Origin of the sequence: Leifsonia sp. TF02-11, assembly GCF_017565305.1 — a bacterium.
Taxonomy (GTDB): domain Bacteria; phylum Actinomycetota; class Actinomycetes; order Actinomycetales; family Microbacteriaceae; genus Leifsonia.
This window is the reverse complement of the sequence record NZ_JAGEKP010000008.1, coordinates 159,940-185,151: the sequence shown is the minus strand read 5'-3', so window position 1 is coordinate 185,151 and position 25,212 is coordinate 159,940. Positions and strand designations below refer to the sequence as shown.

Annotated in this window: 27 protein-coding genes and 1 tRNA gene; 11 read left to right on the top strand and 17 right to left on the bottom strand. The window is 71.1% G+C overall.

What is annotated here, in order from left to right:
- Positions 1-146 precede the first annotated feature (146 nt).
- On the top strand, positions 147-371 hold the full coding sequence (locus JNB50_RS13095) for a hypothetical protein (RefSeq protein ID WP_208040571.1): 225 nt from the start codon (positions 147-149) through the stop codon (positions 369-371).
- 68 nt (positions 372-439) lie between these two features.
- Here JNB50_RS13095 and JNB50_RS13090 read toward each other — a convergent pair.
- Both JNB50_RS13090 and JNB50_RS13085 read right to left on the bottom strand, forming a co-directional pair.
- Positions 440-512: transfer RNA gene (locus tag JNB50_RS13090), tRNA-Arg, on the bottom strand.
- Between the two features lie 83 nt (positions 513-595).
- A complete protein-coding gene (locus tag JNB50_RS13085) occupies positions 596-1,501 on the bottom strand; it encodes a dienelactone hydrolase family protein (protein WP_307794714.1) in 906 nt (301 codons plus the stop codon).
- Between the two features lie 45 nt (positions 1,502-1,546).
- Here JNB50_RS13085 and JNB50_RS13080 point away from each other — a divergent pair, with 45 nt between their 5' ends.
- Together JNB50_RS13080 and JNB50_RS13075 are read left to right on the top strand one after the other, a co-directional pair.
- Positions 1,547-1,840 (top strand): GNAT family N-acetyltransferase, encoded by a 294-nt coding sequence (locus tag JNB50_RS13080; protein ID WP_208040570.1) that lies wholly within the window; start codon positions 1,547-1,549, stop codon positions 1,838-1,840.
- Between the two features lie 3 nt (positions 1,841-1,843).
- Positions 1,844-2,881 (top strand): alcohol dehydrogenase catalytic domain-containing protein, encoded by a 1,038-nt coding sequence (locus JNB50_RS13075; protein ID WP_243768434.1) that lies wholly within the window; start codon positions 1,844-1,846, stop codon positions 2,879-2,881.
- A gap of 169 nt (positions 2,882-3,050) precedes the next feature.
- On the opposite strand, the gene JNB50_RS13070 is transcribed toward JNB50_RS13075, so the two are convergent.
- The 8 genes from JNB50_RS13070 to JNB50_RS13035 form a co-directional block, all read right to left on the bottom strand.
- Positions 3,051-3,677, bottom strand: a complete 627-nt coding sequence (locus JNB50_RS13070) for a response regulator transcription factor (protein ID WP_208040569.1) — start codon at positions 3,675-3,677, stop codon at positions 3,051-3,053.
- Entirely contained in the window at positions 3,674-4,894 is a 1,221-nt protein-coding gene (locus JNB50_RS25785) for a sensor histidine kinase (RefSeq protein ID WP_208040568.1), read from the bottom strand. The genes JNB50_RS13070 and JNB50_RS25785 overlap by 4 nt, the downstream gene beginning before the upstream one ends.
- Before the next feature lie 2 nt (positions 4,895-4,896).
- Positions 4,897-6,513: an MFS transporter gene (locus JNB50_RS13060; protein ID WP_208040567.1), complete on the bottom strand. Its 1,617-nt coding sequence runs from the start codon at positions 6,511-6,513 to the stop codon at positions 4,897-4,899.
- 115 nt (positions 6,514-6,628) lie between these two features.
- A complete protein-coding gene (locus tag JNB50_RS13055; protein ID WP_208040566.1) occupies positions 6,629-7,243 on the bottom strand; it encodes a dihydrofolate reductase family protein in 615 nt (204 codons plus the stop codon).
- Positions 7,244-7,248: 5 nt separating this feature from the next.
- A complete protein-coding gene (locus JNB50_RS13050; protein ID WP_208040565.1) occupies positions 7,249-7,725 on the bottom strand; it encodes an SRPBCC family protein in 477 nt (158 codons plus the stop codon).
- Positions 7,722-8,072 (bottom strand): helix-turn-helix transcriptional regulator, encoded by a 351-nt coding sequence (locus JNB50_RS13045; RefSeq protein ID WP_208040564.1) that lies wholly within the window; start codon positions 8,070-8,072, stop codon positions 7,722-7,724. Before JNB50_RS13045 ends, JNB50_RS13050 begins: the two co-directional genes overlap by 4 nt.
- A gap of 87 nt (positions 8,073-8,159) precedes the next feature.
- The gene (locus JNB50_RS13040) at positions 8,160-8,804 is read right to left on the bottom strand and encodes an HAD-IA family hydrolase (RefSeq protein WP_243768433.1); all 645 of its coding nucleotides are present in this window, start codon (positions 8,802-8,804) and stop codon (positions 8,160-8,162) included.
- A 30-nt stretch (positions 8,805-8,834) separates the two neighbouring features.
- Complete coding sequence (locus JNB50_RS13035; protein WP_243768432.1) at positions 8,835-9,056, bottom strand: hypothetical protein; 222 nt, start codon at positions 9,054-9,056, stop codon at positions 8,835-8,837.
- An 86-nt stretch (positions 9,057-9,142) separates the two neighbouring features.
- On the opposite strand from JNB50_RS13035, the gene JNB50_RS13030 reads away from it, so the two are divergent.
- Together JNB50_RS13030 and JNB50_RS13025 are read left to right on the top strand one after the other, a co-directional pair.
- Positions 9,143-10,093 (top strand): helix-turn-helix domain-containing protein, encoded by a 951-nt coding sequence (locus JNB50_RS13030; protein WP_208040563.1) that lies wholly within the window; start codon positions 9,143-9,145, stop codon positions 10,091-10,093.
- Between the two features lie 74 nt (positions 10,094-10,167).
- On the top strand, positions 10,168-11,112 hold the full coding sequence (locus JNB50_RS13025; RefSeq protein ID WP_208040562.1) for an NADP-dependent oxidoreductase: 945 nt from the start codon (positions 10,168-10,170) through the stop codon (positions 11,110-11,112).
- Between the two features lie 13 nt (positions 11,113-11,125).
- On the opposite strand, the gene JNB50_RS13020 is transcribed toward JNB50_RS13025, so the two are convergent.
- The 4 genes from JNB50_RS13020 to JNB50_RS13005 form a co-directional block, all read right to left on the bottom strand.
- Positions 11,126-11,434 carry a hypothetical protein gene (locus JNB50_RS13020; RefSeq protein WP_208040561.1) on the bottom strand — a complete coding sequence of 103 codons (309 nt, stop codon included), beginning with the start codon at positions 11,432-11,434 and terminating at the stop codon, positions 11,126-11,128.
- 108 nt (positions 11,435-11,542) lie between these two features.
- Entirely contained in the window at positions 11,543-11,722 is a 180-nt protein-coding gene (locus tag JNB50_RS13015; RefSeq protein ID WP_208040560.1) for a hypothetical protein, read from the bottom strand.
- A 47-nt stretch (positions 11,723-11,769) separates the two neighbouring features.
- Positions 11,770-11,928, bottom strand: a complete 159-nt coding sequence (locus JNB50_RS13010) for a hypothetical protein (protein WP_208040559.1) — start codon at positions 11,926-11,928, stop codon at positions 11,770-11,772.
- Between the two features lie 172 nt (positions 11,929-12,100).
- Complete coding sequence (locus JNB50_RS13005; RefSeq protein ID WP_208040558.1) at positions 12,101-14,389, bottom strand: LuxR C-terminal-related transcriptional regulator; 2,289 nt, start codon at positions 14,387-14,389, stop codon at positions 12,101-12,103.
- Between the two features lie 248 nt (positions 14,390-14,637).
- Between JNB50_RS13005 and JNB50_RS13000 the strand changes: the two genes are divergently transcribed.
- Together JNB50_RS13000 and JNB50_RS12995 are read left to right on the top strand one after the other, a co-directional pair.
- On the top strand, positions 14,638-15,210 hold the full coding sequence (locus JNB50_RS13000) for an RNA polymerase sigma factor (RefSeq protein WP_208040557.1): 573 nt from the start codon (positions 14,638-14,640) through the stop codon (positions 15,208-15,210).
- Between the two features lie 94 nt (positions 15,211-15,304).
- The gene (locus JNB50_RS12995; RefSeq protein WP_208040556.1) at positions 15,305-15,703 is read left to right on the top strand and encodes a RidA family protein; all 399 of its coding nucleotides are present in this window, start codon (positions 15,305-15,307) and stop codon (positions 15,701-15,703) included.
- A gap of 100 nt (positions 15,704-15,803) precedes the next feature.
- On the opposite strand, the gene JNB50_RS12990 is transcribed toward JNB50_RS12995, so the two are convergent.
- Entirely contained in the window at positions 15,804-15,977 is a 174-nt protein-coding gene (locus JNB50_RS12990) for a CsbD family protein (RefSeq protein WP_208040555.1), read from the bottom strand.
- A gap of 171 nt (positions 15,978-16,148) precedes the next feature.
- On the opposite strand from JNB50_RS12990, the gene treY reads away from it, so the two are divergent.
- Positions 16,149-18,485, top strand: a complete 2,337-nt coding sequence (gene treY / locus JNB50_RS12985) for a malto-oligosyltrehalose synthase (protein WP_208040554.1) — start codon at positions 16,149-16,151, stop codon at positions 18,483-18,485.
- Between the two features lie 17 nt (positions 18,486-18,502).
- Complete coding sequence (gene treZ, locus JNB50_RS12980; protein ID WP_208040742.1) at positions 18,503-20,287, top strand: malto-oligosyltrehalose trehalohydrolase; 1,785 nt, start codon at positions 18,503-18,505, stop codon at positions 20,285-20,287.
- A gap of 9 nt (positions 20,288-20,296) precedes the next feature.
- Here the strand turns inward: treZ and JNB50_RS12975 are convergent, their stop codons facing one another.
- A complete protein-coding gene (locus JNB50_RS12975) occupies positions 20,297-21,346 on the bottom strand; it encodes a YdcF family protein (RefSeq protein ID WP_208040553.1) in 1,050 nt (349 codons plus the stop codon).
- Between the two features lie 179 nt (positions 21,347-21,525).
- On the opposite strand from JNB50_RS12975, the gene glgX reads away from it, so the two are divergent.
- Together glgX and JNB50_RS12965 are read left to right on the top strand one after the other, a co-directional pair.
- Positions 21,526-23,568 (top strand): glycogen debranching protein GlgX, encoded by a 2,043-nt coding sequence (gene glgX, locus JNB50_RS12970; RefSeq protein WP_208040552.1) that lies wholly within the window; start codon positions 21,526-21,528, stop codon positions 23,566-23,568.
- On the top strand, positions 23,565-24,413 hold the full coding sequence (locus JNB50_RS12965) for a serine/threonine-protein kinase (RefSeq protein WP_208040551.1): 849 nt from the start codon (positions 23,565-23,567) through the stop codon (positions 24,411-24,413). The genes glgX and JNB50_RS12965 overlap by 4 nt, the downstream gene beginning before the upstream one ends.
- 11 nt (positions 24,414-24,424) lie before the next feature.
- Here JNB50_RS12965 and JNB50_RS12960 read toward each other — a convergent pair whose 3' ends face one another.
- Positions 24,425-25,210, bottom strand: coding sequence for a carbon-nitrogen hydrolase family protein (locus tag JNB50_RS12960; protein WP_208040550.1), 786 nt, complete (start codon positions 25,208-25,210; stop codon positions 24,425-24,427).
- Between the last annotated feature and the right edge of the window lie 2 nt (positions 25,211-25,212).

The following is a 25,212-nucleotide window of genomic DNA, read 5'->3' as shown; positions in this document are numbered from 1 at the left end:
GAGCCTGGGTTGATTTCTCGGGGAAGTTCTGCGGCGGACAAACCTTCCCGTCTACCCTTCGTGCGCATCGTAGCGCCGCCGAGAGTGCATACGATTCCTCAGGAACATCAGCAGATTCTCACTCTGCGTTTGGAGGAATCCCCCACATGAACGACCTGCGCCCGCCCAACAGACCAGCGGTCGTCGGAGCATCCCTGCACGCCGCACTTACGACGGCTGGCGTCAGCATCGCCGCGGCGGCAGCATCGATCGATGCGGACCCGACCGAACTCGACCAGGCGCTCGCTGGCGACGCCCCCTTGACCGTGTCCAACCTGCTGACGCTCGCGCGTCGCGCTGGCGTCTCGGCGAGCTCCTTGCTGGTGCTCTGAGCGCTCTGGGGAATCAGCTAACTTGGCCGATCGGCTCCACTTTCGGCTCCAGCACTTCGTACATCCTGTGCGCCACGAGGGATTCGAACCCCCAACCTTCTGATCCGTAGTCAGATGCTCTATCCGTTGAGCTAGTGGCGCATGACCCGCCGTTCGTCGCGCGGGCCTGTTAGAGCTTACATGACCCTTTCGCAGACCGCCAATTGAAGCGGCCTCCGCTGGGGTCAGGCGAAGATCTCGTCGAGGAAGCACACCAGTGCGCGCCAGCTGCGGGCGTCGGCGAGGGGGCGGTAGCGGTCGGTTCCCGGGATCGTGAACGCGTGCGGCGCTCCCGAATAGGTGGTCAACTGCCAGTCCACGTGCGGTGCCGCACGCAGTTCGTTCTCGAACGCGGCCACCGCGTCGTCGGGTACGGCGGGGTCGGAGCCGCCCGTCAGGACCAGCAGGGAGGCCGCGATCGCGGCCGCATCGGAGGGGTCGTGTGCGATCAGCCCGCCGTGGAACGAGACCACGCCGCGAGCCGGGGCGCCGGTGCGTGCGAACTCGAGGGCGGCGGTGCCGCCGAAGCAGTAGCCGATCACGGCCAGGCGCGCCGGGTCGACCGCCGGGTGCTGCTGCAGCCAGCTGAAGCCGGCGGCAACGCGCGAGCGCAGCAGGGCGAGGTCGCCGTAGTAGCGGCCGGCGACCTTCGGCGCCTCGTCGCCGCTGGGCCGCACGTCCGCGCCGTAGAGATCGGCCGCGAACGCGACGTAGCCGCAGCGGGCCAGCATCTGCGCGCGCATCCGCACGTTGTCGCCCACGCCGTTCCAGTCGTGCAGGATCAGTACGGCGGGGCGCCGCTCGTCCGCCTGCACATCCCTGGCGAGGTAGCCCTCCAGCGGGACGCCCTCGTGTTCGTACTCGACGACCTCCGTCTCGATCACGGAGTGCTCACCGATCGGCACCTGCTCGAGCAGGGCCTGGTGGGCGGTGGACAGTGCGGGCGACGGGTTCTCGGTCGTCACAGGGAGGGCTCCAGCGTGTCTCGCGGCGCGCGCGACGGGTGACGCACGCGGCCTGGCCTGCTGCAGCTCGAACGCGGAATGCGTGGGGGTGCCCGGACGGTGCGGGTCGGGTCCCACGTCTTTCACGATACCTCCCCTCCGTTCCTCCCGCGACGGTCGTACGATGGGCGCATGTCCACCGAGTTCACCGACGAGACCGACGCCAACCGCTACGCGATGCGGATCGACGGCGAGCTGGTCGGCGTCCTCGACTACAGCATTCTGGGCGGCTCGATCTCGCTGACCCGCGCGTTCACGGTGCCCGCGCATCGTGGCAAGGGCTACGCCGCAGACCTGGTCGCCTACGCCGTCGACGACATCGAGCGCACCTCCGACCGCCGGATCGTGCCGATGTGCTGGTATGTCGCCGACTGGTTCGAGGCCCACCCCGAGCGGGCCGGCCTGCTGCAGCAGCGCGCCGGCTGAGCGATGGCGAGCCGGGGGTCCGCATCGGCGCAGCGTTCCGCCGCACGGGTGGTGCGCTTCGGGGACTCCTCGGCCGTTGCCATCGCGCACGAGAGCCAGCACCCGCCGCGAGGCAACGAGGTGGCCGTGCGGGTCACCCACGCGTCGCTCACCTCGACCGACGTGCTGGCCCGACGCGGCGAGTATGTGCTCCAGCCGTGGCCGGGCTTCGTGTCGGGCTACGACTTCGTCGGCGTGCTGGAGTCGGAGTCCGCGGTGTCGGTAGCGCTCGGTCTGCGCACCGGGTCGCGCGTCGCCGGCGTGCTGCCGCGGATGGGCACGCACGCGACGCGCCTGGTGCTGTCGCCGACGTTCCTCGTCGCCGTTCCCGACGCGTTGAGCTCGGAGGGCGCGGCGACCCTCCCACTCAACGCGGTGACCGCGGCGGTCGCGCTGCGCTACGCGGGCCCGGCTCGCAGCATCCTGGTGGAGGGCGTCAGCGGAGCCGTCGGCTCGCTCGTGGCGCAGCTCGCCCTGCGGGATGGCCGCGTCGTCGTGGGAACCGGCTCCGCCCTCCCCCCGACGCTCGCCGCGCACGGCCTGGAGGTGCCGCTCGCCGACTACCGCCACCCCGACTGGCCGGCTCGCGCCCGCGAACTGGCCGGCGGCGCTGTGGGAGCCGCGATCGATCACTCGGGGTCGCCGCGCGTCCGCGACACGGTCGACCCGAACGGCGTCGTCGTGCACACCGCCTTCGCCGGTCGCGCGGGCCACGAGCGCGAGGACGCCGTGCGCGGGACCGCCTCCGCCGTGCGCGGGACCGCCTCCGCCGTGCTGCACCGTCTCGGCCATCCGCGCGAGGTGGTCTGCGCCGTGCCGTTCTGGGTGCTCAGGAAGCGGGCCGCCTACCGCCGGCTGCTCGCGGGGCTCCTCGACGACGTCGCCGACGGCCGGCTGCGTCCGTTCGAGCCGCAGGTGGTCCCCTTCGACTCGGTGTGGGAGGCGCATCGCCTGGCGGAACAGCGCCCGGCCGGCCGCACGATCGTGCTGTCCATGCCCTGAAGCCTCTCGGTGTGTGGAGGACGGGCCGCCGGCCGTTGTCGCCAGACGCGGCCCGTCCACCAGGTGAGACGGCGCGTCGCACCGAGCGTAACGCCCCACCTCTCGAGACCACGATGGGTCGCGACACCCCGCCGCTGCGCACACCGCGACGGCGTGTCGGGAGACACGCCTACGTGTCGAGCAGGCCGAGCTCGAGCGCCCGCCGTACGGCAGAGGTGCGGTCGGACACGCCGAGCTTCTCGTACGCCCGGCCCAGGTACGTCTTGACCGTGGCCTCCCCGATGAACAGCTCCGAGCCGATCGCCGCGTTGGTGAGGCCGTCCGCAGCGAGCCGCAGCACCTTGACCTCCTGGGCCGACAACGCGGGCGCCTGCCCGCGGCCCTGCAAGCGCCCGAGCAGGGCGGAGGCGGCGGACGTCGCCAGCACGGTCTCCCCCGCGGCCGCGGCACGGACGGAGCGCGCGAGCTCGGCGGGCGCGATGTCCTTGAGGAGGTAGCCGCTGGCTCCGGCCTCGATGGCCCGCAGGATGTCCTGATCCGTCTCGTACGTGGTCAGCACGACGACGCGCGTACCGGGATGCCCTGCCGCGATCGCACGCGTCGCAGCGACGCCGTCGCCTCCCGGCATCCGCAGGTCCATCAGCACGAGGTCGGGTTGCAGCGACGCGACGAGCGAGACCGCCTCCGGGCCGCTACCGGCCTGGCCCACCACCTCGATGTCGTCGTAGCCCTGGAGCATCCCGCGGATGCCCTCACGCACGACGGGGTGGTCGTCGGCGAGCAGAATGCGGATCATCGAGCGTCCTCCACCGTCGGGAGCCGGACCACCAGCCGAGTGCCCTCGCCCGCGGCGCTCGCGAGGTCGAACGTCCCTCCGGCCTCACGGACCCGCGACGACATCCCGTCGATGCCGAAGCCGTCCCGCGGCGCGGTCGGGTCGAAGCCCCGGCCGTCGTCGCGCACGCTGAGCCGGAGCGCCTCCGGCTCGTAACCGAGCGACGCCTCGACCGTTCGGGCGGCGGCGTGCTTGCGCACGTTCGCGAGCGCCTCCTGGAACACCCGGAGGGCGACCACCTCGACGGACGCGGACGCCGCTCTCGGCGTGCCGACCACGTGAAAGCCGACCGGGACCCCGGTCTCGTCGCCGAAGCGCGCGGCGACCCGGGCGAGCGCCTGGTCGAGGGTGGAGTCGGCCAGCCGTCCGGGGGTGAGGGCCGCGATGATGCGCCGCGACTCCTGGAGGTTCTCCTGCGCGGTCTCGGTCATCAGCTCCACATGCCGACGCGCGGAGGCGGGGTCGGCCTCCAGTTCTCCCTGCACCGCGTGGCCCAGGGTCACGATGCTCGTGAACCCCTGCGCGAGGGTGTCGTGCATCTCCCGTGCGATCCGCTCGCGCTCGGCCGCCGCACCTTGCTGCTCGGAGAGCTCGGCGATCTCGCGCTGCTGTTCGCGCAGCCGTTCGATGAGCAGCCCGCGCTCCCTGCTCTGCTTGGTGACGGCGGTGATGCGGTTGCTGAAGTAGATCGACACAGCGATCACGAGCAGCGTCATGCCGAGCGTGGAGGCCACGTCGCCGGGAGCGAGGTCCCCGACGAGCCAGCGCACCCCGACCCCGCCCAGGTTGAGCACGACGATCGCGATCGCGGCGGGCACCGCCGACAGCATCAGGAAGAACTGCGGGGACAGCGCGAAGAGGGCCACGTTGGACCAGTTGTTGAGTCCGTAGGCCACGAAGTAGACCGCGGTGGCGAGCCCGACGTAGGTCCACGAGCGCCAGGTGTTCGAGCGGACCCCCGCACGGCTGGGCCGGGCGACGAACCAGTAGACGGGGAGGAGCGCGAGGATCAGGCCGGCGGCCGTCAGAGTCCTGGCGAGCCCGGTGTACGGGTTCGCCAGGACCAGCACGACGGAGGCGACGGTGGCGGCGGCGGAGTAGCCGATCCAGTCGCCGAACCAGCGGTCGTCGACCCGGTCGGACGGGCGGTCGTCGATGAGGTCGGACGGGCGGGACACGTTCAGACTGTAGCGTTCTCGGCGCCGGAGGCGGTCGCGGCGGCCTCCGGCGATGCTCCGGCCTGCCCGCGCTCGTCACCCTCCGGCAGCGACGTGCGCCCTGCCGGGTAGAGCAGCCCGATCACCGCGACGACCGCCATCGCCGCCGCCATGCCCCAGAACGCGCACTGCACGGCCGACGCGTAGTCGGACCGGACGGCGTGCAGAATCTGCTCCTGGACGACGTGCGGCAGCGTCGACAGCGCGCTCGATCGATCGGAGGCGCCGCTGATCTGGTTCACGGCGTCCTGCGCGTTCGCCGCGGAGCCGCCGAACTTCGCGAACGAGGCGGTGAGGAGGTCGGTCAGCCGGGAGGTCACGATCGTCGAGAAGACCGCGATGCCGAGCGCGCCTCCGAAGTTCTTCATCGTCTGGGTCAGCGCGGACGCCTCGCCGTAGGTCGCACCGGCCGCGCGGTTGACGGCGTCGGTCGACACCGGGGTGAACATCAGGCCGATGCCGGCGCCGGCGAGCACCAGCGGCGCGGTCTGGGCGTTGAAGAAGATCGAGCCGTCCACGCCGAGGTCGGTGGCGCCCAGCGCCAGCCAGACGAAACCGGCCGCGCCCACGACGCCGCCGAGCAGCACCATCGCTTTCGCGCCCTGCCGGTCGAAGCGCACAGAGCCGATCCGGCTGCCGATGACGAAGCCGATGAAGAACTTGAGGAACAGGATGCCGGTCTCCATCGCCGTCAGCTGCAGCGACACCTGGCCCCACACGCTGAGGAAGAAGAACGCCGACATGAACGCGATGGACGCGAACAGCGTCGCCAGGCGCGAGAACAGGACGCCGCGGTCACGGAACGCCCGCAGCTGGACGAGCGGCTGAGCCGTGCGCAGCTGCAGCCGGCCGAACAGCACGAGCAGCACCGCGCCGCCGATCAGGCTCGCCAGCACGGTCGGGTTGCCCCACCCCCACGGGCTGGCCTGCTGGAGGCCGAAGACGAGCGCGGCCATCCCGGCGGCCACGACGGCCGCGCCGAGCCAGTCGATCCGCTCGCGGCGGCGCGTGGACGGCCGCGCGGTGAGCGCGACGATCACGAACGAGACCACGGCGATCGGCACGTTGACCCAGAAGATCGAGCGCCAGGTCCACTGCGTGAGGTAGCCTCCCGCGATCGGGCCGACCGCGGTCATCGCACCGGTGATGGTGAAGAAGATCGCCATCGCCCTGCCGCGCCGCTCGCGCGGGAAGCCTTCGACCACGATGCCGATGGCGGCGGGGAACATGATCGCCCCGCTGACGCCCTGCAGCGCACGGGCGCCGACGAGCCAGGCCTCCGCGAGGTCGCCGGACGGGGTCAGGCCGCAGAGCAGCGAGGTGATGCCGAAGCCGGCGATGCCGACGAGGGCCATCCGCTTGTGCCCGACGACGTCGGCGACGCGGCCGCCGAGCAGGAAGAACGCGGCGGTCGTGAGCAGGTAGACGTTGACCGCCCACTGCATGCCGTCGTGGCTGAGGCCGAGGTTCTGCTGGATGGTCGGGGCGGAGAGCGCGACGATCGTCTGGTCGATCGTCGTCATCGAGACGGCGAGGATGAGGCCGACGAGCGCCGGCTTCGACGAGGATGCGGAATTCATGCCTCCAGCGTCGTCGGCCGCGCGCTGTGGCGGCACCGGCGGGCGGTGGTCACCGGTGTCCACCGATCGGTGGACACCGATCGACGTCGCCAGTCGCTGCCGCTGGTCGCCGCCGTCAATCGACGTCGTAGGTGAGGTGCGTCGCGTTCGGGGTGACCACGACCTCCCGTTGCGTCAGCGTGCGCCGTGGGGCGTTCACGAACAGCGGCGTCCCCGCGCCCAGGATGATCGGCGACAGGTGGAGGATGAGGGTGTCGACCAGGCCGGACGCGACGGCCGACGCGACGAGCGCGCCTCCGCCCATCACCACCACGTCGAGGTCGGCTCCCTGCGCCGCCGACCGCTCCTCGGCATTGCGGCGGGCGGCGGCGATCGCGTCGGCGAGGCCCGTGGTCGCGAACGTCCAGTCGAGCCCGGCCAGCCGCACGTGCTCGGGTGCCACACTGGTGACGACGACGAACCGGGGCGTGCCGACCTCCGTCGCGCCGTAGCCGAGCTCGTCGCTCCAGCCGTCGGGGGCATCGATGACATCGAACAGTCTGCGCCCCATGACGACGGCGCCAGAGCGCGCGGTGGCGGCGGCGAGGATGCGCTGCTCGCCGGGGTCGTCAGAGAACACCCACCGGTGCAGGGGTTCCCCTCCGGTGCCGAGGCCGTTTCCCGGTCCGGCGTCCGGCCCCGTGGCGAAGCCGTCGAGCGAGACGGTGATGTCGGCTACCACGCGGGTCATCGGGCTCACCCCCTCGCCAGCAGCTCGTCGAGCTTCTGGTAGCCCTCGATCACTCCGTACTCCATGCCCTCGGCGACCATGGCCTCCAGTGCCTCCTTCGAGGGGAAGACGGAGTGGCCGACCAGCCGGGAGCGCCCTCCCGGGAGCGACTCGAACCGCAGGAGGTCGAGGCTGACCTCGTTCGGCGCGCCCAGGTATTCGAACGTCTGGATGATGAGCTCGTTCTCGACGACGGTGTGGATGACGCCGCGGAACGCGTAGACGTTGCCGTCCGGGTCGGTCTGCTCGAAGCCGTAGCCCCCACCGGTGCGGAAGTCCCAGTGGGTGATCGTGTTGTCGAGGTTGCGCGGCCCGATCCACTGCACGTAGAGCTCGGGGTCGGCGTGCGCTCGGAAGACGGCCTCCACCGGGGCTTCGAACTCGCGGGTGATGTCGGCGTACGACGTGCCGGGTACGGCATCGATGACGACGGGGTTGCTCATGATTCCTTCTCCTTCTTCCGTCTGCTCGGTTCTGCTGCGGCGAGGAGGCCGTCGAGCGCCCGGTAGCGCGCCTCGGCCTCCAGCCGGTACCGGTCGATCCACGAGGTGAGCTGCTCGAGTGCCGCGGCATCCAGGTGCACGGGGCGGCGCTGCGCGTCGCGCGTGCGCCACACCAGACCGGCGCCCTCGAGCACGCTGATGTGCTTGGACACCGCCTGGAGCGTGATGTCGAACGGCTCGGCCAGTTCGTTGACCGTCGCGGGGCCGCGGCTGAGGCGGGCGACGATCGCTCGCCGCACCGGATCCGACAGCGCCGCGAAGGCTCTGTCGAGCAGGTCTTGCTCCATTAGTCAACCACCTCGTTAATCAATCAGTTGATTGACTAAAGGATAGAGCGATGCGCGGGGGGCGTCAACCCCGGCGCGTCAGGAGGATCAGGAGGCCACGGCCGCGCGCTCGACGCCCGGGACGGCGCCGGTGTAGTCGTGGATGCGCTCCAGACCGTCGGTCGTGGCCGACGTGTGGCCACCCACCACCACCACTCGACCCCCGGAGGCGACTGCTGCCACGAGACCCGCCTCGGCATCCTCGAAGACGACGCAGCCCTCGATCGCCACACCGAGCTGCTCCGCGGCCAGGAGGTAACAGGACGGGTCCGGCTTGCCGCGCTCGACGCCCTCCGCGGCCACGAGCACCTCGGGGATGCCGACACCGGCGGCGTTCAACCGGGCGACCGCCAGCTCGCGCGGCGCACTGGTGACGATCGCGACGGGGGCACCGCGCTCGGCGAGCGCCGCCAGCAGCCGACGGGCTCCCGGCACCTCCACGATGCCGTCGGTGCGGGTCACCTCCTCGACCACGAGGCCGGCGACGAGTTCGGCCCGGGTCTCGCCGGAGAGCGCGGGGAGGAAGTGCGCGACGGTGTCGCCCGCCTGCCTCCCGTGCGCATACGAGAGGACGATCTGCGGATCGAGCCCGTGCCGCTCGCAGAACGCGGTCCACACCGCCTCGACGACCGCGTGTGAATCGACGAGCGTGCCGTCCATGTCGAAGAGGTATCCGGCTGTGTTGCTGACCATGCGATCAGCCTAGGCGGACCGGATGACCGGTCAGCGACCGGCGCTGCGGGCGTCCTGCGCCGCGCGCAGGTCGGAGAGGGCGCGATCGGTCTCGCGCGTGACGCGACCGCCGCGTGCGGCGATCGCCGCGGGCAGCCAGTCGCTCAGCACGAAGCGGCGCCGGCGGGGCGCGACGACCTCTCCGCCGTTCGTGCGGACCGGGCGGGCCACCCAGCCGTGTTCGATGCCTTGTGCCCAGGTAGTGTTTGCCATGACCTCCACGTTACGAACGAAAACATTCGGCCACGAGATGGCTTCAGGACTATCTTCGCAAACATTCGGCCAGTACACTGGGCCGCATGTTGAAGAGCGTTGCCGTGCCGATCATCGACGATTTCGCGATGTTCGAATTCGGCGTGATCTGCGAGGTGTTCGGCCTCGACCGCAGCTACGCGGACATCCCGCCGTTCGACTTCCGCGTCTGCTCGACGCAGCCCGGCGAGACGATCAGTCACGACACCGGCGTGCGCCTGATCGCGCCGTACGGGCTGGACGCCATGGAGGACGCCGACCTCATCGCCGTGCCGGCCGCGACGATCCGCGATCACTACCCCGACGAGCTTCTCGACGGCCTCCGCCGGGCGCACGACCGCGGGGCGATCCTGCTCAGCGTCTGCTCCGGTGCGTTCGCGCTGGGGGCGGCCGGCCTCCTCGACGGCCGCGAGTGCACCACGCACTGGCGCCACGCCGAGGCCCTGCAGCAACGGTTCCCGCTGACGCGCGTGAACGCGGACGTGCTGTTCATCGACGACGGCACCATCATCACCAGCGCCGGCACCTCGGCGGGCATCGACGCCTGCCTCCACCTGGTCCGCCGCGAACTCGGCAGCGCCATCGCCAACACGATCGCGCGCAACATGGTCGTCCCTCCGCAACGCGACGGTGGCCAGCGGCAGTACATCGAGAAGCCGGTGTCCGACTGCGAGGACGACACCTTCAGCGAACTGCTCGAGCACCTGACCGACACGCTCGACGAGAGCCACACGGTCTCCGGGCTCGCGGCACGCGCCCACATGTCGACCCGGAGCTTCTCGCGCCGGTTCGTCGCCGAGACCGGGGTGCCTCCGATGCAGTGGCTCACCACGCAGCGCGTGCTGCACGCCCGCCTGCTGCTCGAGACGACCGATCTGGCGATCGACGAGGTCGCCCGGCGCAGCGGGTTCGGCAGCGCCACCCTGCTGCGCCACCACTTCGACGCCGAGGTGGGCGTGCCGCCCACGCGGTACCGCGCGGCCTTCGCCCAGCGCTGAGCCTCCCGCACTCCACGGGCAACCGCTCGGCCCGCGACACCTCTTCACGCCCGACCCGCGAACGAAGGACACCCATGGCCACGCAGATCCAGTACGACCGCCTCGGAGGCCCCGAGGTACTCCAGGTCGCCTCCGCACCCGACCCCGTGGCGCCACACGACGGCGTGGTGGTCGCCGTGCGCGCGGCCGGAGTGAACCCGATCGACGGCAAGCTGCGCAGCGGCACCCGGCCGAGCGCCCCGATCACCGAACCGCGCGTGCCGGGCAGCGACGCGGCAGGCGTCGTGCTCTCGGTCGGCCCTGGCGTGACCGGTTGGGCTCCGGGCGACGACGTGGTGGTGCGGGAGGCGCGCGGCGCGTACACGACCCACCTGGTCGCGCCGGCCTCCCACCTCGTGCGCAAGCCGGCGGCAGTGAGCTGGGAGGAGGCGGCGGCGATCGGGGTCCCTGCCGGCACCGCACACCAGGCCCTCGTCTCGCTGGGCGTGGGACCGGGCACCACACTCCTGATCCACGGCGGATCCGGAAGTGTCGGGCGCGCCGCGATCCAGCTGGCCCGGCGGATGGGCGCGACCGTGGTGGCGACCGCGTCACCCGCCAACCACGACCGGCTGCGCGAACTCGGGGCGACCCCGGTGAGCTACGGCCCCGGCCTCCTGGACCGTCTGCGCGACGCTGCGCCCGATGGCTTCGACCGCATCCTCGACGCCATCGGCACCGAGGAGGCGCTCGAGACCTCGTTCGCCCTGGTGGACGACCGTTCGCGCATCGGCACCATCGTCGTCGGTCCGCGCGCCGCCGAGCTCGGCATCCTCGCCTGGGCAGGCGGGAACCCGATCCCGCTGACAGCCGAGGAACTGCGCCTGCGCGCCGAGGCCTACCCGCTCGTGCTCGACCTCCTCGCCGAGGGTGCGTTCCAGGTCGACGTGGCCCGCACCTTCCCCCTGGTGGAGGCTGCGGAAGCCGCGCGGCTGGTCGAGGGAGGGCACCCGGGGGGCAAGGTGGTGCTCACGCCGTAGCGGGAGGCACGCCCTAATGGTGCAGCGGCTGCCGATGCACCAGGTGCGGCGTCCGGTGCGGCACCTCGACCCGCGGGTCGTGTGCGGGAGGGAGGTCGTCGGCGCGGTAGTGCCTCAGCCGCCGCCAGTTGCGCCGCGCGAGCCGCGCGCAGACGATGGCGGTCACGACGCCGCAGACGATGATCCCCCAGGCCCGCGGGTTCTCGCCCTCGGTGGGGATGAGGAAGACCAGCGCCGCCGTCGCCACCATCGCGAGCAGCGCGCACACCACCCCGATGCCCACACCGCGCCACGCCCGGGCGCGCTCCACACGGTCACCCATGCAGCGCAAGCTACTCCGCGCGGGCGGTGAACACCAGATGAACGCGCGGTATCCGGAGGATGCACCGCCCCGCTCGATCGGGCGGCGCGGATCCTCACGGCGAACCTGTCACTCCTTGGCGGTTCCGCTGCCGAATCGCTCCCGCCACTCGGCGTACGTGTGGTCGTGCCCGAGCGGGCATTCGCAGCGGATGAGGATGGGCCGCCCCGTGACGACACTCGTGGCGTTCTCGACGTGCGCCACAGCCGTCCCCGGGCGGGGCCGCGGCTGACGCGTTTTCTTCGACATGATCTGCTCCTCGTTACGTGCTCAGGGTTCGCGTCACCGGACCGCGGTCAGGCGTTGTAGCCACGGCAGCCGCCGCAGCCGTCGCACACCAGGACGAACGCCGGCCCTCCGGCCAGCGTCGTCACGATCGCCGGGCGCGCGTCGCGTGCGCCGCAACGCGGACAGACGCCACGCTGGATGGAGGTGCGCGTCTCGAGTGTGCTCATTCGTCGACGTCCCTTCTCTGTCTCTCCTGAGGGACACGACGCAGGCGGAGGTGTAACGCGCGCGCCGGGTGCTGCCCAGTATCGGGGGGCCTGCGGGTGAGGCGACGAGAGGGGCTGGCGAGGATGCGTGGATTTCACCCCGACTGTCGTCCGGGCGGCGCTCAGAGGCGGCTCAGTCGGCGTCTCTCGCGCGCTCGCTCCAGGCGGCGAGTTGGGAACGCGACGTGAAACCGAGTTTGACCAGGCTTCGGGACACGTGCCCTTCGGCCGTCCGTCGCGAGATCACCAACCGATCCGCGATCGCGCGATCCGTCAGCCCCTGGCCGACCAGCGCGGCGATCTGGCGCTCGCGCGCGGTGAGCACCGACCGCTGCGGGGCGCCGGCGTCCTGCCTCTCGGGGAGGTCGGCGCCCAGGGCGAAGGCGATCCCCTCGGCCAACGGAAAGCCCTGCCCTCTCGCGAACGCCGCATCGTAGGCGCGCGCACCGAGCAGGGAGCGGGCGGCATCGACCGTCTGCGGGCGCAGCGCCGTCGCCACCGACGGGAACGTCGACACGGTGCCGCCGATCCCCGACCAGATGGTGCGCGCGGCACCGAGCAGGATCGCCGCCCGTGCGGCATCGCCCTCCTGCGCGGCCACGCTCGCGAGGGCCTCCTCCACCTGGGCCAGCCCGACGGGATCGTCCATTCCCTGTTTCAGGCTCAGCGATTGCCGGAGCAGCTCGGAAGCCTCGTCCGATCGGCCGCGCGCGTGGGCGATGAGACCCGCGTTCATCAGCAGATACGACGTCTCGAAGGTGTCCCCTGCGCGCACCGCGCGGCGCACGAGTTCGGAGCGCAACGCTGCCGCCTGCCGGTGCCTCCCACCGCGGTCGTAGGCGAGAGCGAGCCGCTCCTCCACATTGCCGCGCGCGACATACATGTTCCGGCCGCCCTGGAGGGCGAGCGAGAGCTCGAACGCGGCGATGCTCGACTCCGCATCGGAGACCACCGAGCCGCGCATGCCCGGGATCGCCGATATCGTGAACGGGTCACCGAGGCGTTCGGCGATCTCGGCCGCCTCGTCCAGCCGCGCGAAGCCGGACACCCGATCGCCTTGCGCGCACTCGATCCCGCCGACGAGCACGAGGAGCTGGCACAGTTCCGGCGTGTCGATGTCGCCCAGGGCGAGCACCTCCAGGCCGCGCCGCCGAAGTTCGTCGAATCGGCCGTGTGCCTGCCACACGACCCGACAGGCCGTCACGAGCAGGACGGCCGCGATCGCCGCGTCGCCACGCTGCACGCTGAAGTCGACGGCCGCGCGGAGGTCGGGGAGTTGCTCGTGGGCGAACGCCAGCCAGGCGACCTGGTTCGGGCCGTACCAGTCGGCCTCCATCGCCTGCAGGCGCTCGACGTGCCAGGTCCGATGCGCGAGCCGCGCCTCCTCCAGCTCTTCGGGAGTGGCTCTGTCCTGCCCGTATCGCCGTACCATGTCGAGCATCGAGAACGCGCCGTCCACCGTCCTCTCGGTGCGGCGGACGATCGACTTGTCGAGCAAAGACTCGACGATGTCGACCACCGGAACGGCCAGCGAGAGCTCCGAGGCGAGACGCTCGGCCGCAGCGAGACTCCACCCACCGGGAAAGACCGACATCCGCCGCCAGAGCGCGCGTTCGTCCTCGGTGCAGAGGTCGTAACTCCAGGCGATGGCCTCGGCGACCGACCGTTGGCGGGGCGGTACATCGCGATCCCGGCCGACCAGGAGCCGCTGTGGGGCATCGAGCCGCTCGAGGATCTGCCGCGGCGTGATCGCCCGCACCCGAGTAGCCGCCAACTCGATGGCCAACGGGATGCCCTCCAGTCTGCGGCAGATCGCCGCGATGTCGGCGAGCTCGTCGGCCGAGGGATCCGGCAGCACCGACGCGCACCGGTCCAGGAAGAGCTCGACAGCGGTCAGCTGCGTCGGCTCGCCGGGCCCGGGAGTCGAGAGCGGCTCAAGCCGGGTGATCAGGCCGGAGCTCATCCGGAGGTCCTCCCGACTCGTGGCGATCACGGTCAGCTCGGGGCACTCGGCGAGGAGCCGGGTGATCAACGAGACCGCGTCGTCGATGACGTGCTCGGAATTGTCGATCACCAGCAGCGCGCCGCGTCCGCCGAAGAACCGGGTGACAACCGCCACCTGATCGCGTCCGACGCTCTCCAAGCCCAGTTGCGTCGCCACCTGATCGGCCACGGATCCACCGGACGCCACCGCGGTGAGGTCGACGAACCACACGTCGTCGCCGAACACGCGGCGCATCGTGCCGGCCAGGCGGACCGCGAACCGGGTCTTGCCGATGCCGCCGGCGCCCACGACCGTCAGCAGGCGGCCCTCGCCCAACTGTTCGCGCGCCCGTGCCAGCTGTTCCCGCCGGTCCACGAACGACGTGTACTCGGCGGGGAGCGCAGCCGCTCGCGAGACCCGTCCCACAGCGAACGCCATGTGAACATCATGGCGGAGCGGGTGGTCATGCCTCAAAACCGGTCACTCCACGGGATGACGGAGCGGGTGATACGTGTCTTCGCGGAACACGTAGTCGAACACGTAGTCCTACGCCTCCGCGAAATACCGGTATTCGCCAGCCTGATTTCGCGAGCAGAGGTGGTGTCCATCGGTCCTCTTCTCTGACCCCCATCCCCGACAACGAGTGCGTTGGACCCGACACCGGCCGTCGTCCTCCGAGGAACACCATGCTCAGCATCATCCCCAGCATCACTCGGCTCGACGTGCTCTCGGACGAGGAGCTGATCCAGCTCACCCGCGACGGCGACGACCGCGCTTTCGGTGAGATCTGGCGACGCCACGCGGCCGTCGGCGCGGCGATCGCGCGCCGCGTCACCTCGCGTATCGACTCGGCCGATCTGGTGTCGGAGGCCTTCGCGCGGATGCTCCAGGCGGTGCGCAACGGCGCGGGTCCGAAGACGGCCGTGCGCAGCTACCTCGCCACCACCATCCGCTCGGTGGCCGCATCGTGGGGGCGCAACCTCCGTCCGACCCTCGACCTCGACGAGGCCCCGGAGATCGGCTTCACCGACGACCGCCTCGACGCGCTCGACGAGAGCGACCGCCACGAAGCGGCTGTCACGGCCTTCAAGTCCCTCCCCGAGCGGTGGCAGCGCGCGCTCTGGCTCTCCGAGGTCGAGGGCCGTTCGAACGCGGAGATCGGCGAGCTCCTGCACATCAAGACCACCGCGGCCGCAATGCTCGCCTCGCGAGCACGCGCCGGCCTCCGCAAGGCCTGGTACGCGGGTGAAGCCGCTTGAGTACGCAGCGCTCGGACCCCCGCCCCGGGAACTCCCGATCGCCGGCTGACACCACACCTGGCGGCGCGTCGGCGGCCCCTGCCACGATGTCACCATGACCGTTACGTTCCTGCAACCACCCGGACTCGTGCACAGCCCCGCCTTCAGTCACGTCGCCGTCGTGCCACCGGGCGCGACGACCGTCTACCTCGGCGGTCAGAACGGCGTCGACGAGACCGGCGCCGTCGTCTCGCACGACGCGGGCGCACAGGCTGCCAGGGCGCTCGACAACGCGGAGGTCGCGCTGGCCGCGGCCGGCGCGTCCCTCGACGACGTGGTGCAGTGGTTCGTCGCCCTCGATGTCGGTGCCGATCTCGGCGCCGCGTACGGCGCCATCGCCCCTCGGCTGGCGAGGGAGGGCGCCCCTCCGCTCGTCACGGCATCGCGCGTCGCCGGCCTCGGTGTGCCCGGGGCCCTGATCGAGATCAGCGCGATCGCCGCCCTCACGCCCTGAGCCACGGGGCGGCCTGGGCGCCGCAGCGGCCGAGAGGCACGACGCCACACGGACGACGCCCCCGCCCACGTGGAACGGGGCGGGGGCGTCTCAGGAATGTTCAGTGCTTGAAGGCGTCCTTCACCTTCTCGCCGGCGTTCTTGAGGTCGGCCTTCACCTGGTCGCCCTTGCCCTCGGCTTCGAGACGCTCGTCACCCGTCGCCTTGCCCGCCGTCTCCTTCGCCTTGCCGCGTGCGTTCTCGGCAGCGTTCCCGATCTTGTCGTCGAGTCCCATCGTTCTCCCCTTTCTTCTGCGTGACCCGACGGTCCCACCGTCCGGGGAGGTCGTCCAGGCCGCACGACCTCCCTGAAAAATCAATCCCCCACAGTCGGCCGGCTCGATCGGTTATCCACCGATCTGTCCAGCCCCTTCCTGACGAGGTCGGCCCGCGAAAGAATCCACGGTGTGAGCAACGACGTACCGACAAGCACCTACCGCCTCCAGATCACACCCGACTTCACGCTGCGGGATGCCGCGCAGACGCTCGACTACCTGCAGCGCCTCGGCGTCGGCGCCGTCTACCTCTCCCCTCTGCTCCAAGCGGCGTCCGGGTCGGCGCACGGCTACGACGTGGTCGACCCCACCAGGATCGATGCGTCCCGGGGCGGTCCCGACGCGCTGCGGGAGTTCGCCGACGCGGCCCATGCCCGTGGCCTCCGCGTGATCGTCGACATCGTGCCCAACCACGTCGGCATCGCCGTGCCGCACGAGAACCCGTGGTGGTGGGACGTGCTGAAGCTCGGCCGGGACTCCGCGTTCGCCGACTTCTTCGACATCGATTGGGAGTTCGGCGGCGGCCGGGTGCGCATCCCGGTGCTGGGCGACGGCCCTGACGAACTCTCCGCGCTGCGCGTCGAGGGCGCAGAGCTGCGATATCACGAGCACCGCTTCCCGCTGGCGCCCGGCACGGAGATCGGCACGGCATCGACGGTGCACGACCGCCAGCACTACGAGCTGATCTCGTGGCGTCGGGCGGATGCGGAGCTGAACTACCGACGGTTCTTCGCGGTGAACACCCTCGCGGGAGTGCGCGTCGAAGATCCGCGGGTGTTCGACGCGACGCACGCCGAGATCGGCCGCTGGCTGCGGGAGGGGCTCGTCGACGGCCTGCGTGTCGACCATCCCGACGGGTTGCGCGACCCCGGCGACTACCTGCTGCGGCTCGCCGCGCTCGGCGGCACGCGCCCGGTCTGGGTCGAGAAGATCCTCGAGGGCGACGAACGAATCCCGCAGTGGCCGATCGCGGGAACCACCGGATACGACGCACTCGGCATCGTCGACAGAGTCTTCGTCGACCCGGCCGGTGAAGAACCGCTGACAGCACTCGCCGAGGAGCACGATGGACGCGAAGAGAGCCGCGACTGGGCCGGGCTGGTGCACCGTCGCAAACGGGCCGTCGCCGATGGCATCCTGCGCTCGGAGGTGCAGCGGGTGGCTCGGGAGGTTCGGGCTTCGGCCGCGGGCGATGCGCGGGGCGACGCACTGAGCGACGACGACATCACGGACGCCATCGCGGAGCTCGCCGCGGCCTTCCCCGTCTATCGGAGCTACCTCCCGTTCGGCGGGGACCACCTCGCGGCAGCGCACGAGAGAGCGGCGACGGCCCGTCCCGACCTCGCCGAGACGCTCGCCCACCTCGTCGACGAGTTCGTCCCCGACGACGACGGGCGGTTGTCGGCGGCGTCCGCGCGCTTCCAGCAGACGAGCGGCGCGATCATGGCCAAAGGCGTCGAAGACAACGCCTTCTACCGGTACACGCGGCTGACCTCCCTCACCGAGGTCGGCGGGGACCCGTCCGAGTTCGCCCTTTCCGTGGCCGACTTCCACCGCCTCCAGCAGCAACGCTTCACCGACCTCCCGCGGTCGCTCACCGCGCTCAGCACCCACGACACCAAACGCAGCGAGGACACGCGGGCGAGGATCACCGTGCTGGCGGAGGTCCCCGACCGCTGGGCACAGTTCCTAGGCGCTGTGCGCGCACGGGTCGAGCTGGGCGACGGCACGCTTGAGAACCTGCTGTGGCAGTCGATCGTCGGAGCGTGGCCGGCGTCCCGAGACCGACTGCACAGCTACGCGCTCAAAGCCGCACGGGAGGCCGGGGCGAGTACCGGCTGGAGCGATCCCGACGCCGTGTTCGAGGGTGCCCTCGCCGACCTCGTCGACGCCGCGTTCGACGACCCGCGCGTCGCGGCGGAGGTGGCGGCGATCGCGGCCGTGGTGGAGGCGCCGGGAGCGAGCAACGGTCTCGGAGCAAAGCTCCTCCAGCTGCTGGCTCCGGGGGTTCCCGACGTCTACCAGGGCTCGGAGCGCTGGGAACGTTCGCTCGTCGACCCGGACAACCGCCGACCCGTCGAGTTCGACGCGGCCGCCGGCCTGCTCGCGCATCTCGACGAGGGCAGGCTGCCCGCGATCGACTCCTCCGGCGCAGCGAAGCTACTCGTCACCTCGCGTGCCCTGCGCCTGCGGCGCGACCGCCCCGAGCTGTTCTCCGGCTATCGACCTCTGCTCGCGGAGGGACCGAGCGCCGACCACCTGGTGGCGTTCGACCGGGGCGGGGCACTCGCCCTCGCGACGCGGCTGCCGGTCGCACTGGCACGCGCGGGAGGTTGGGGCGACACTGCCGTGGACGTCGGGGCTTCACCCTTGCGCGACGAGCTGACCGGGCGCACGGTGAGCGGACGGGTCCGGCTGGAGCAGCTCTTCGAGCGCTATCCCGTCGCGCTGCTGGCGGTGACGCGATGACGGCGGACGACGGCGGTATGGCGCGCACGTTCGCGGCGCGGACGTTCCCGGCGCGGACCTTCCCGGTCTGGGCTCCTGACGCCGAGTCCGTGTCCGTCGAGATCGGCGGGCGGGGGCGGCACGCGCTGCACCGCGTCGATGGCGGCTGGTGGCGCCTCCCGACCCCGGTCGAGGCCGGAGCGGATGCCCTCGACTACGGTTTCGTCGTCGACGGCGCCGGTCCGTACCCCGACCCGCGTTCACGTCGGCAGCCCGACGGGGTGCACTCCCTCAGCCGCGAGTGGAGCCCCACCGACTACGCGTGGCGCGACGACGGCTGGCGCTCCGACTCGCTCGTCGGACGGGTGATCTACGAACTGCACATCGGCACCTTCACACCGGAGGGGACGCTCGATTCCGCAAGAGAACGTCTCGACCATCTCGTCGACCTCGGAGTCGACGCTGTCGAGCTGCTTCCCGTCAACGCGTTCAACGGGACCCACGGCTGGGGTTACGACGGTGTGCTCTGGTTCGCCGTCCACGAGCCGTACGGCGGCCCGGCCGCGTACCAGCGGTTCGTCGATGCGTGCCATGCGCGCGGCATCGCCGTGATCCAAGACGTCGTGTACAACCATCTCGGCCCGAGCGGCAACTACCTTCCGGTGTACGGGCCGTACGTGAGCGACGGACGCACCACCTGGGGCGCATCCGTCAACCTCGACGGGCCCCGGTCGGACGAGGTGCGTCGGCTCATCCTCGACGACGCGGCGTTCTGGCTGGACGACATGCACGTCGACGGGCTGCGGCTCGACGCCGTGCACGCGCTGCACGACACCAGTGCAGAGCACATCCTGGAGGCGCTGGCCCGGCAATCGGCCGGCATCCGGGAACGCACCGGCCGGGCGGCGACCCTCATCGCCGAGAGCGACCTCAACGACCCGCGGCTGATCCGCGAACGTCGCAGGCACGGCTACGGCATCGACGCCCAGTGGGACGACGACGTGCACCACGCCGTGCACGTCAACCTCACCGGCGAGACCAGCGGCTACTACGCGGACTTCGCAGGGCCGGAGTCGCTCGTCGCGGTCTTCGAGCGCGGCTTCTTCCACGACGGCCGATACTCCAGCTTCCGGGAGCGTCACCACGGGCGGCCGCTCGATGCCGAGATGCCGTTCACGCGGCTGGTCGCGTTCAGCCAAGACCACGACCAGATCGGCAACCGGGCGAAGGGCGACCGCCTGACGGCGACGCTCGACGACGGCGCGCTCGCGGTGGCAGCGACCCTCGTCCTCCTCGGGCCGTTCACGCCGATGCTGTTCATGGGCGAAGAGTGGGGGGCGACCACGCCGTGGCCCTTCTTCAGCTCGCACCCGGAGCCCGAGCTCGCGGAAGCCACCAGAACCGGGCGGATCGCCGAGTTCGCGCGCATGGGCTGGGACCCGGCCGTGGTGCCGGACCCACAAGACCCCGCCACGTTCGAGAGCGCTCGGCTGCGGTGGGCCGAGCGCGACGAGCCCGGCCACGCACGGCTCCTCTCCTGGTACCGCCGCCTGATCGAGCTGCGCGGCGAGATCCCCGCCGAGGCCAGGGCGACCGCTGTGTCCTGCGTCGACGGGGTCTTCCGCTTCACGCGTGGCGGCCTGCGGGTGGAGGCTGCGCTGGGCAGTGACGGGCTGGCTGCGGCGGTGTCGAGCGGTTCCCGGACGGCGGCGAGCGCGCGTGCCGGGGCCGGGTCGGAGGCGGAGGCCGGGTCGGAGGCGGAGGCGCAGCCGCCCGGGGTCGTGGTCGCGGCGTTCGGGGATGCCGTCCGGGTCAGCCGATGACCGGTCGGCTCACACCCCGGCGGCCAGCCACACGAGTGCCCCGGCGCCGAGCCCCGCCAGCGCGCAGAGCGCCACCGCCACGATCTGGATCCGGCCGAACATCACCGCGACGGCGGCGAACTCCCGCAGCGTCGCCGACGGGACGAAGTAGCGCGCGGTCCTCGCGCCCGTCGCCGCAGCGGCCAGCCCGACGCGACGTGCGAGCATCGCGGCGCGCAGCACGTGGTAGTCGCTGGTCACGATCAGGACGCGCGAACCAGGGCGGTGGGCGTCCGCGATCGCCCGCGAGAACAGCAGATTCTGCTCGGTGTTCTCCGCCTCGGTCTCCGCCAGCACCCGGTCGGCCGGCACGCCGGCGTCGCGGAGGTACTCGGCCATGGCCTCGCCCTCCGAGCGCGGCTCATCGCTTCCGCGGCCTCCCGACGGGATCAGCACGCAGTCCGGGCCTCGCGAGACTCGAGCGGAGTACAGCGCGATTCCGCGGTCGAGCCGCGAGCCCAGCAGCGGCGGCACTCGGCCGTCGACGAGACCGGCGCCGAGCACGACGATCGCGTCGTAGTCACCGACGCGCGCACGCCGGTAGACCACCCCGTATCCCAGGAAGAGCACGAAGAAGGAGGCGGCATAGGTTGATACGAGACCGACCACGACGATGAACGCGACGAGGGCGGCGCGCAGCACGACCTGGTCATCGTGCGCCGAGAGCACCGCCGACAGCGCGAGGACCGCCACCACCGGGACCGCGAGGAGCGCGATCCCCGCGATCAGAGAGAGCCCGTTGGCGAGAGTCCTGCTCTCGGTGCGGAGCATCCGGACACCGTTGGCGATCAGGTAGCCCGCCAACACCAGGATCCCGAGCGGCAACAGCGTAAGCGGGATCGTGAAGACGAGGGCGAGCGGGAGGGCACCGTCCAGCGCGACCACCACGGAATCGATCGCGAAGTACCCTCCGGCCGCAGCGATCGCGCCGATGCTGAGGCCTCGGTTGTCCACCCGCCACATCCGCACGGCGACGGCGAGGAGGACGAGCGCCGCAGGCACGGTGAAGAGCAGGGCCATCAGTGCCCCCTAACGCAGCGACGTTTAGCGGTCCGCCTGCCGTCTGTCAACGGCTTCCCGGGGCCGCCGCCTCCCGAGTAGCCTGACGGTCTATCGATCGGAGGCACCGTGTCCGAACCCTGCCCCCAGCCCCACGAACCGCGCACGCGCCACAGCCAGCACCATCCGCGGACGCGCACGTGAGCGGCGACGGATCGCTCCCGTACCCGCTCGGCCTCACCCTCGTCGAGGGAGGCGCGAACGTCGCTGTCTACAGCGAGAACGCCGACGCCGTCTTCGTCTCGCTCTTCGACGCACGCGGACGCGAGACGCGCACCGAGCTGCGGCAGCGGACCGGGCACGTCTTCCACGGTTTCGTCGCCGGCCTCGTCCCCGGCACGCGCTACGGCCTCCGCGTCGCCGGCCCCTGGGATCCCGCGAACGGCCTCCGCTTCTCCGCGGCCAAGGTGCTGCTGCCCCCGCACACGCGCGCCGTCACCGGGTCGTGGGACAACTCGCAAGCCGTGTTCGGTCACCAGCTCGGCCGCCCTCGGCGACGCAGCGACACCAACGGCGCGCGTCACGTCGCCCTCGGCATCGCCGTCGACCGCCAGGAGTTCGACTGGGGCGACCACGCCCGGCCGCGCATCCCGCTCAGCGAGACCGTGATCTACGAGACGCACGTCAAGGGCTTCACCAAGCTCATCGAGTGGGTGCCGGAGGAGTTCCGCGGCACCTACGCGGGCCTGGCCCACCCCGCCGCCGTCGACTACCTCAAGAACCTCGGCGTGACCGCCGTCGAACTGCTGCCCGTACACCAGTTCGTGCAGGACGCGCACCTCCTCGAGAAGGGCCTCCGCAACTACTGGGGCTACAACTCCATCGGCTTCTTCGCCCCGCACAACGAGTACGCGGCGACGGGCGACACCGGCCACCAGGTCGACGAGTTCAAGGGCATGGTGAAAGCCCTTCACGCCGCCGGCCTGGAGGTCATCCTCGACGTGGTCTACAACCACACCGCGGAGGGCAACGACCTCGGCCCGACCTACAGCCTCAAAGGGATCGACAACCCCTCCTACTACCGGCTCGTCGAGGGCGACCGCGCCCACTACTTCGACACGACGGGAACCGGCAACAGCGTCAACGTCAGCCACCCGGCTGCCCTGCAGCTGATCATGGACTCCCTGCGGTACTGGGTCGAGGACTACCACATCGACGGTTTCCGGTTCGATCTGGCCACGACCCTCACCCGCCAGGGCGGCGACGCGAGTCTGCACAGCGCCTTCCTCACCCTCATCCAGCAGGACCCGACGCTCGCCGAGGTCAAGCTGATCGCCGAGCCCTGGGACGTCGCCGGCTACCAGCTCGGCGGCTTCCCCGCCGACTGGTCGGAGTGGAACGGCACGTTCCGCGACGACGTCCGCGACTACTGGCGCGGCACCCCGGGTGTGCTCGCGACGCTCTCGCAGCGCGTCCTCGGCAGTCCCGACATCTACGAGGACTCGCGCCGCGCGCCGCTCTCGAGCGTCAACTTCGTCACGGCCCACGACGGTTTCACGCTCGCCGACCTCACCAGCTACACCGAGAAGCACAACGAGGCGAACGGCGAGGACAACCGCGACGGCGAATCCGACAACCGCTCAGACAACTACGGCGTGGAGGGGCCGACCGACGACGAGGGCATCCTCGCGTTCCGTACCCGTCAGCGCAAGAACTTCCTGGCCACCGTGCTGCTGTCGGCCGGCGTCCCGATGATCCTCGGCGGCGATGAGATCGGCCGCACCCAGCAAGGCAACAACAACGCGTACTGCCAGGACAACGAGATCTCCTGGTACGACTGGCAGAACGCCGACTGGGAGTTGCACGAGTTCACGTCGGCTCTCATCCGGCTGCGCCGGGCGGAGCCGGCCCTGCGGCCGGAGTGGTACCGCCACGCTCCCGACGTCGGTGGACCCGACACCGTGCTCATCGTGCGTGCGGACGGTGAGCCCTTCGCCGACGCCGACTGGTCCGACATCGAGGCGCGCTCGATCGCGTTCGTGCTCATGCACGAGGGCGCCGACGCGTTCCTCCTGATGCTGAACGCCGCCAGGAACGGCGTCGAGTTCGTCCTCCCCGACCCGCCGGGAGCCCACTGGGCGCTCGAGTTGAGCAGCGATCCAGACCTCGCGCTGAACGACGGCGAGAGCGTGATCGTCGGCGAGTCCGCCTTCGCACTCTTCCGATCGGCGGTTGCTTCGTGAGCGAGCACGAGATCCCCGCGCTGCTGGGCCGTTACCGCCCGCAGACGCTCATCGGTCGCGGCGGCGAGGCGAGCATCTTCAAGGCGACGGACGAGATCCTCGACAGGGAGGTCGCGATCAAGCTCTACCGCTCCGGCGGGGAGGAGGAGATGGCGCAGTACCGCACGGAGCAGACGGCTCTCGCGCGGCTGAGCCACCACGGCATCGTGTCGCTCATCGACGCCGGCGTCGATTACTCGGCACCGAAGGATCCTCGGCCGTTCCTCGTCATGGAGCTGGTGTCGGGCAGCGACCTCGCCACGACCCTCGGCCAGCGCGCACTGACCGTCGAGGAGATCGCCGAGGTCGCCTACGACCTCGCCGAAGCGCTGGAATACGTGCACGCGAACGGGGTCGTGCACCGCGACATCAAGCCGTCCAACGTGATGCTGGTCACCTACGGCACCACCACGTTCCGGGCACGGGCGCGGCTGACCGACTTCGGCATCGCGGGCGGTGTCCTGGCCTCCGAGCACACCGAGGTGGAGGGCAAAACCACCACCGGAACGGCCGCCTACCTGAGCCCGGAGCAGGCATCGCTCAGGACGGCGACCCCCGCCAGCGACATCTACTCGCTCGGCCTGGTGCTGCTGGAGTGCTTCACTCACGAGGTCACCTTCCCGGGCGATGCCGTCGAGTCGGCGCTCGCCCGGCTGAGCGTCGACCCGCCCGTTCCCGATGACCTCCCCGGCGAGTGGACGAGGCTGCTGCGGGCGATGACCGCCCGCGACCCGGCCGATCGGCCGACCTCCGCTCAGCTCACCCCCGCCTTCCGCGAGGAGATCATGGCCGCCGCCTCCTCCTGACGACACACGGCTCAGAGTCGACGGAGGCGGAGGGCGGGGTCGCGGTCGCGGGCGGCGGTGGCCTCTGCAGGGTCGACGTCGGCGACCAGGACGGCGGGCGTGCCCGCGGCCTCGACGTGCACGTCGCCGTGCGGGTCGGCGAGCAGGCTGTGGCCCACGGAGATCGGCTCGGCCTGGGACACGGCCGCAGTGAAGCAGCCGTTCTCGATCGCCCGCGCCATCGCCAGGGTGCGCCACTGATCCACTTTGGACGGGCCGGGCACCCACGACGAGCAGACCGCGAGCAGGTCGGCGCCGGCATCGACGAGCGCGCGACCGAGCTCGGGGAACCGGAGGTCGTAGCAGGTCATCAGGCCGACGGTCATCCCAGCGGCCTCGAAAACCACGGGCACCGGCTCCGGCGCCGGCGCGATCCACTCCGATTCGCGGAATCCGAACGAGTCGAACAGGTGGATCTTGCGGTAGCGGGCGAGCAGCCCGCCGTCCGCCCCGAAGACCGCGAGCGTGTTGAACGGCCGCGGGTCGTCGGCGCGGTCCGAGCGCTCGACCATCCCCGCCACGACCGTCACACCGTGGGAGGCCGCCAGCTCGGATACCGCGCTTCCGAAGCGGCCGTCGAGCGGCTCTGCGACACCGGCGAAGCTGGCGTCGACCATCTTCTTCTCGTACATCGCGTACTCCGGCAGCAGCACCAGCTCCGCTCCCTGGTCCGCCGCGCGCGCGACGGCGTCGCCGACAGCCCGGAGGTTGCCTGCGACGTCGTCGTCGGACGCGAGTTGGGCGAGGGCGAGCCGCATCC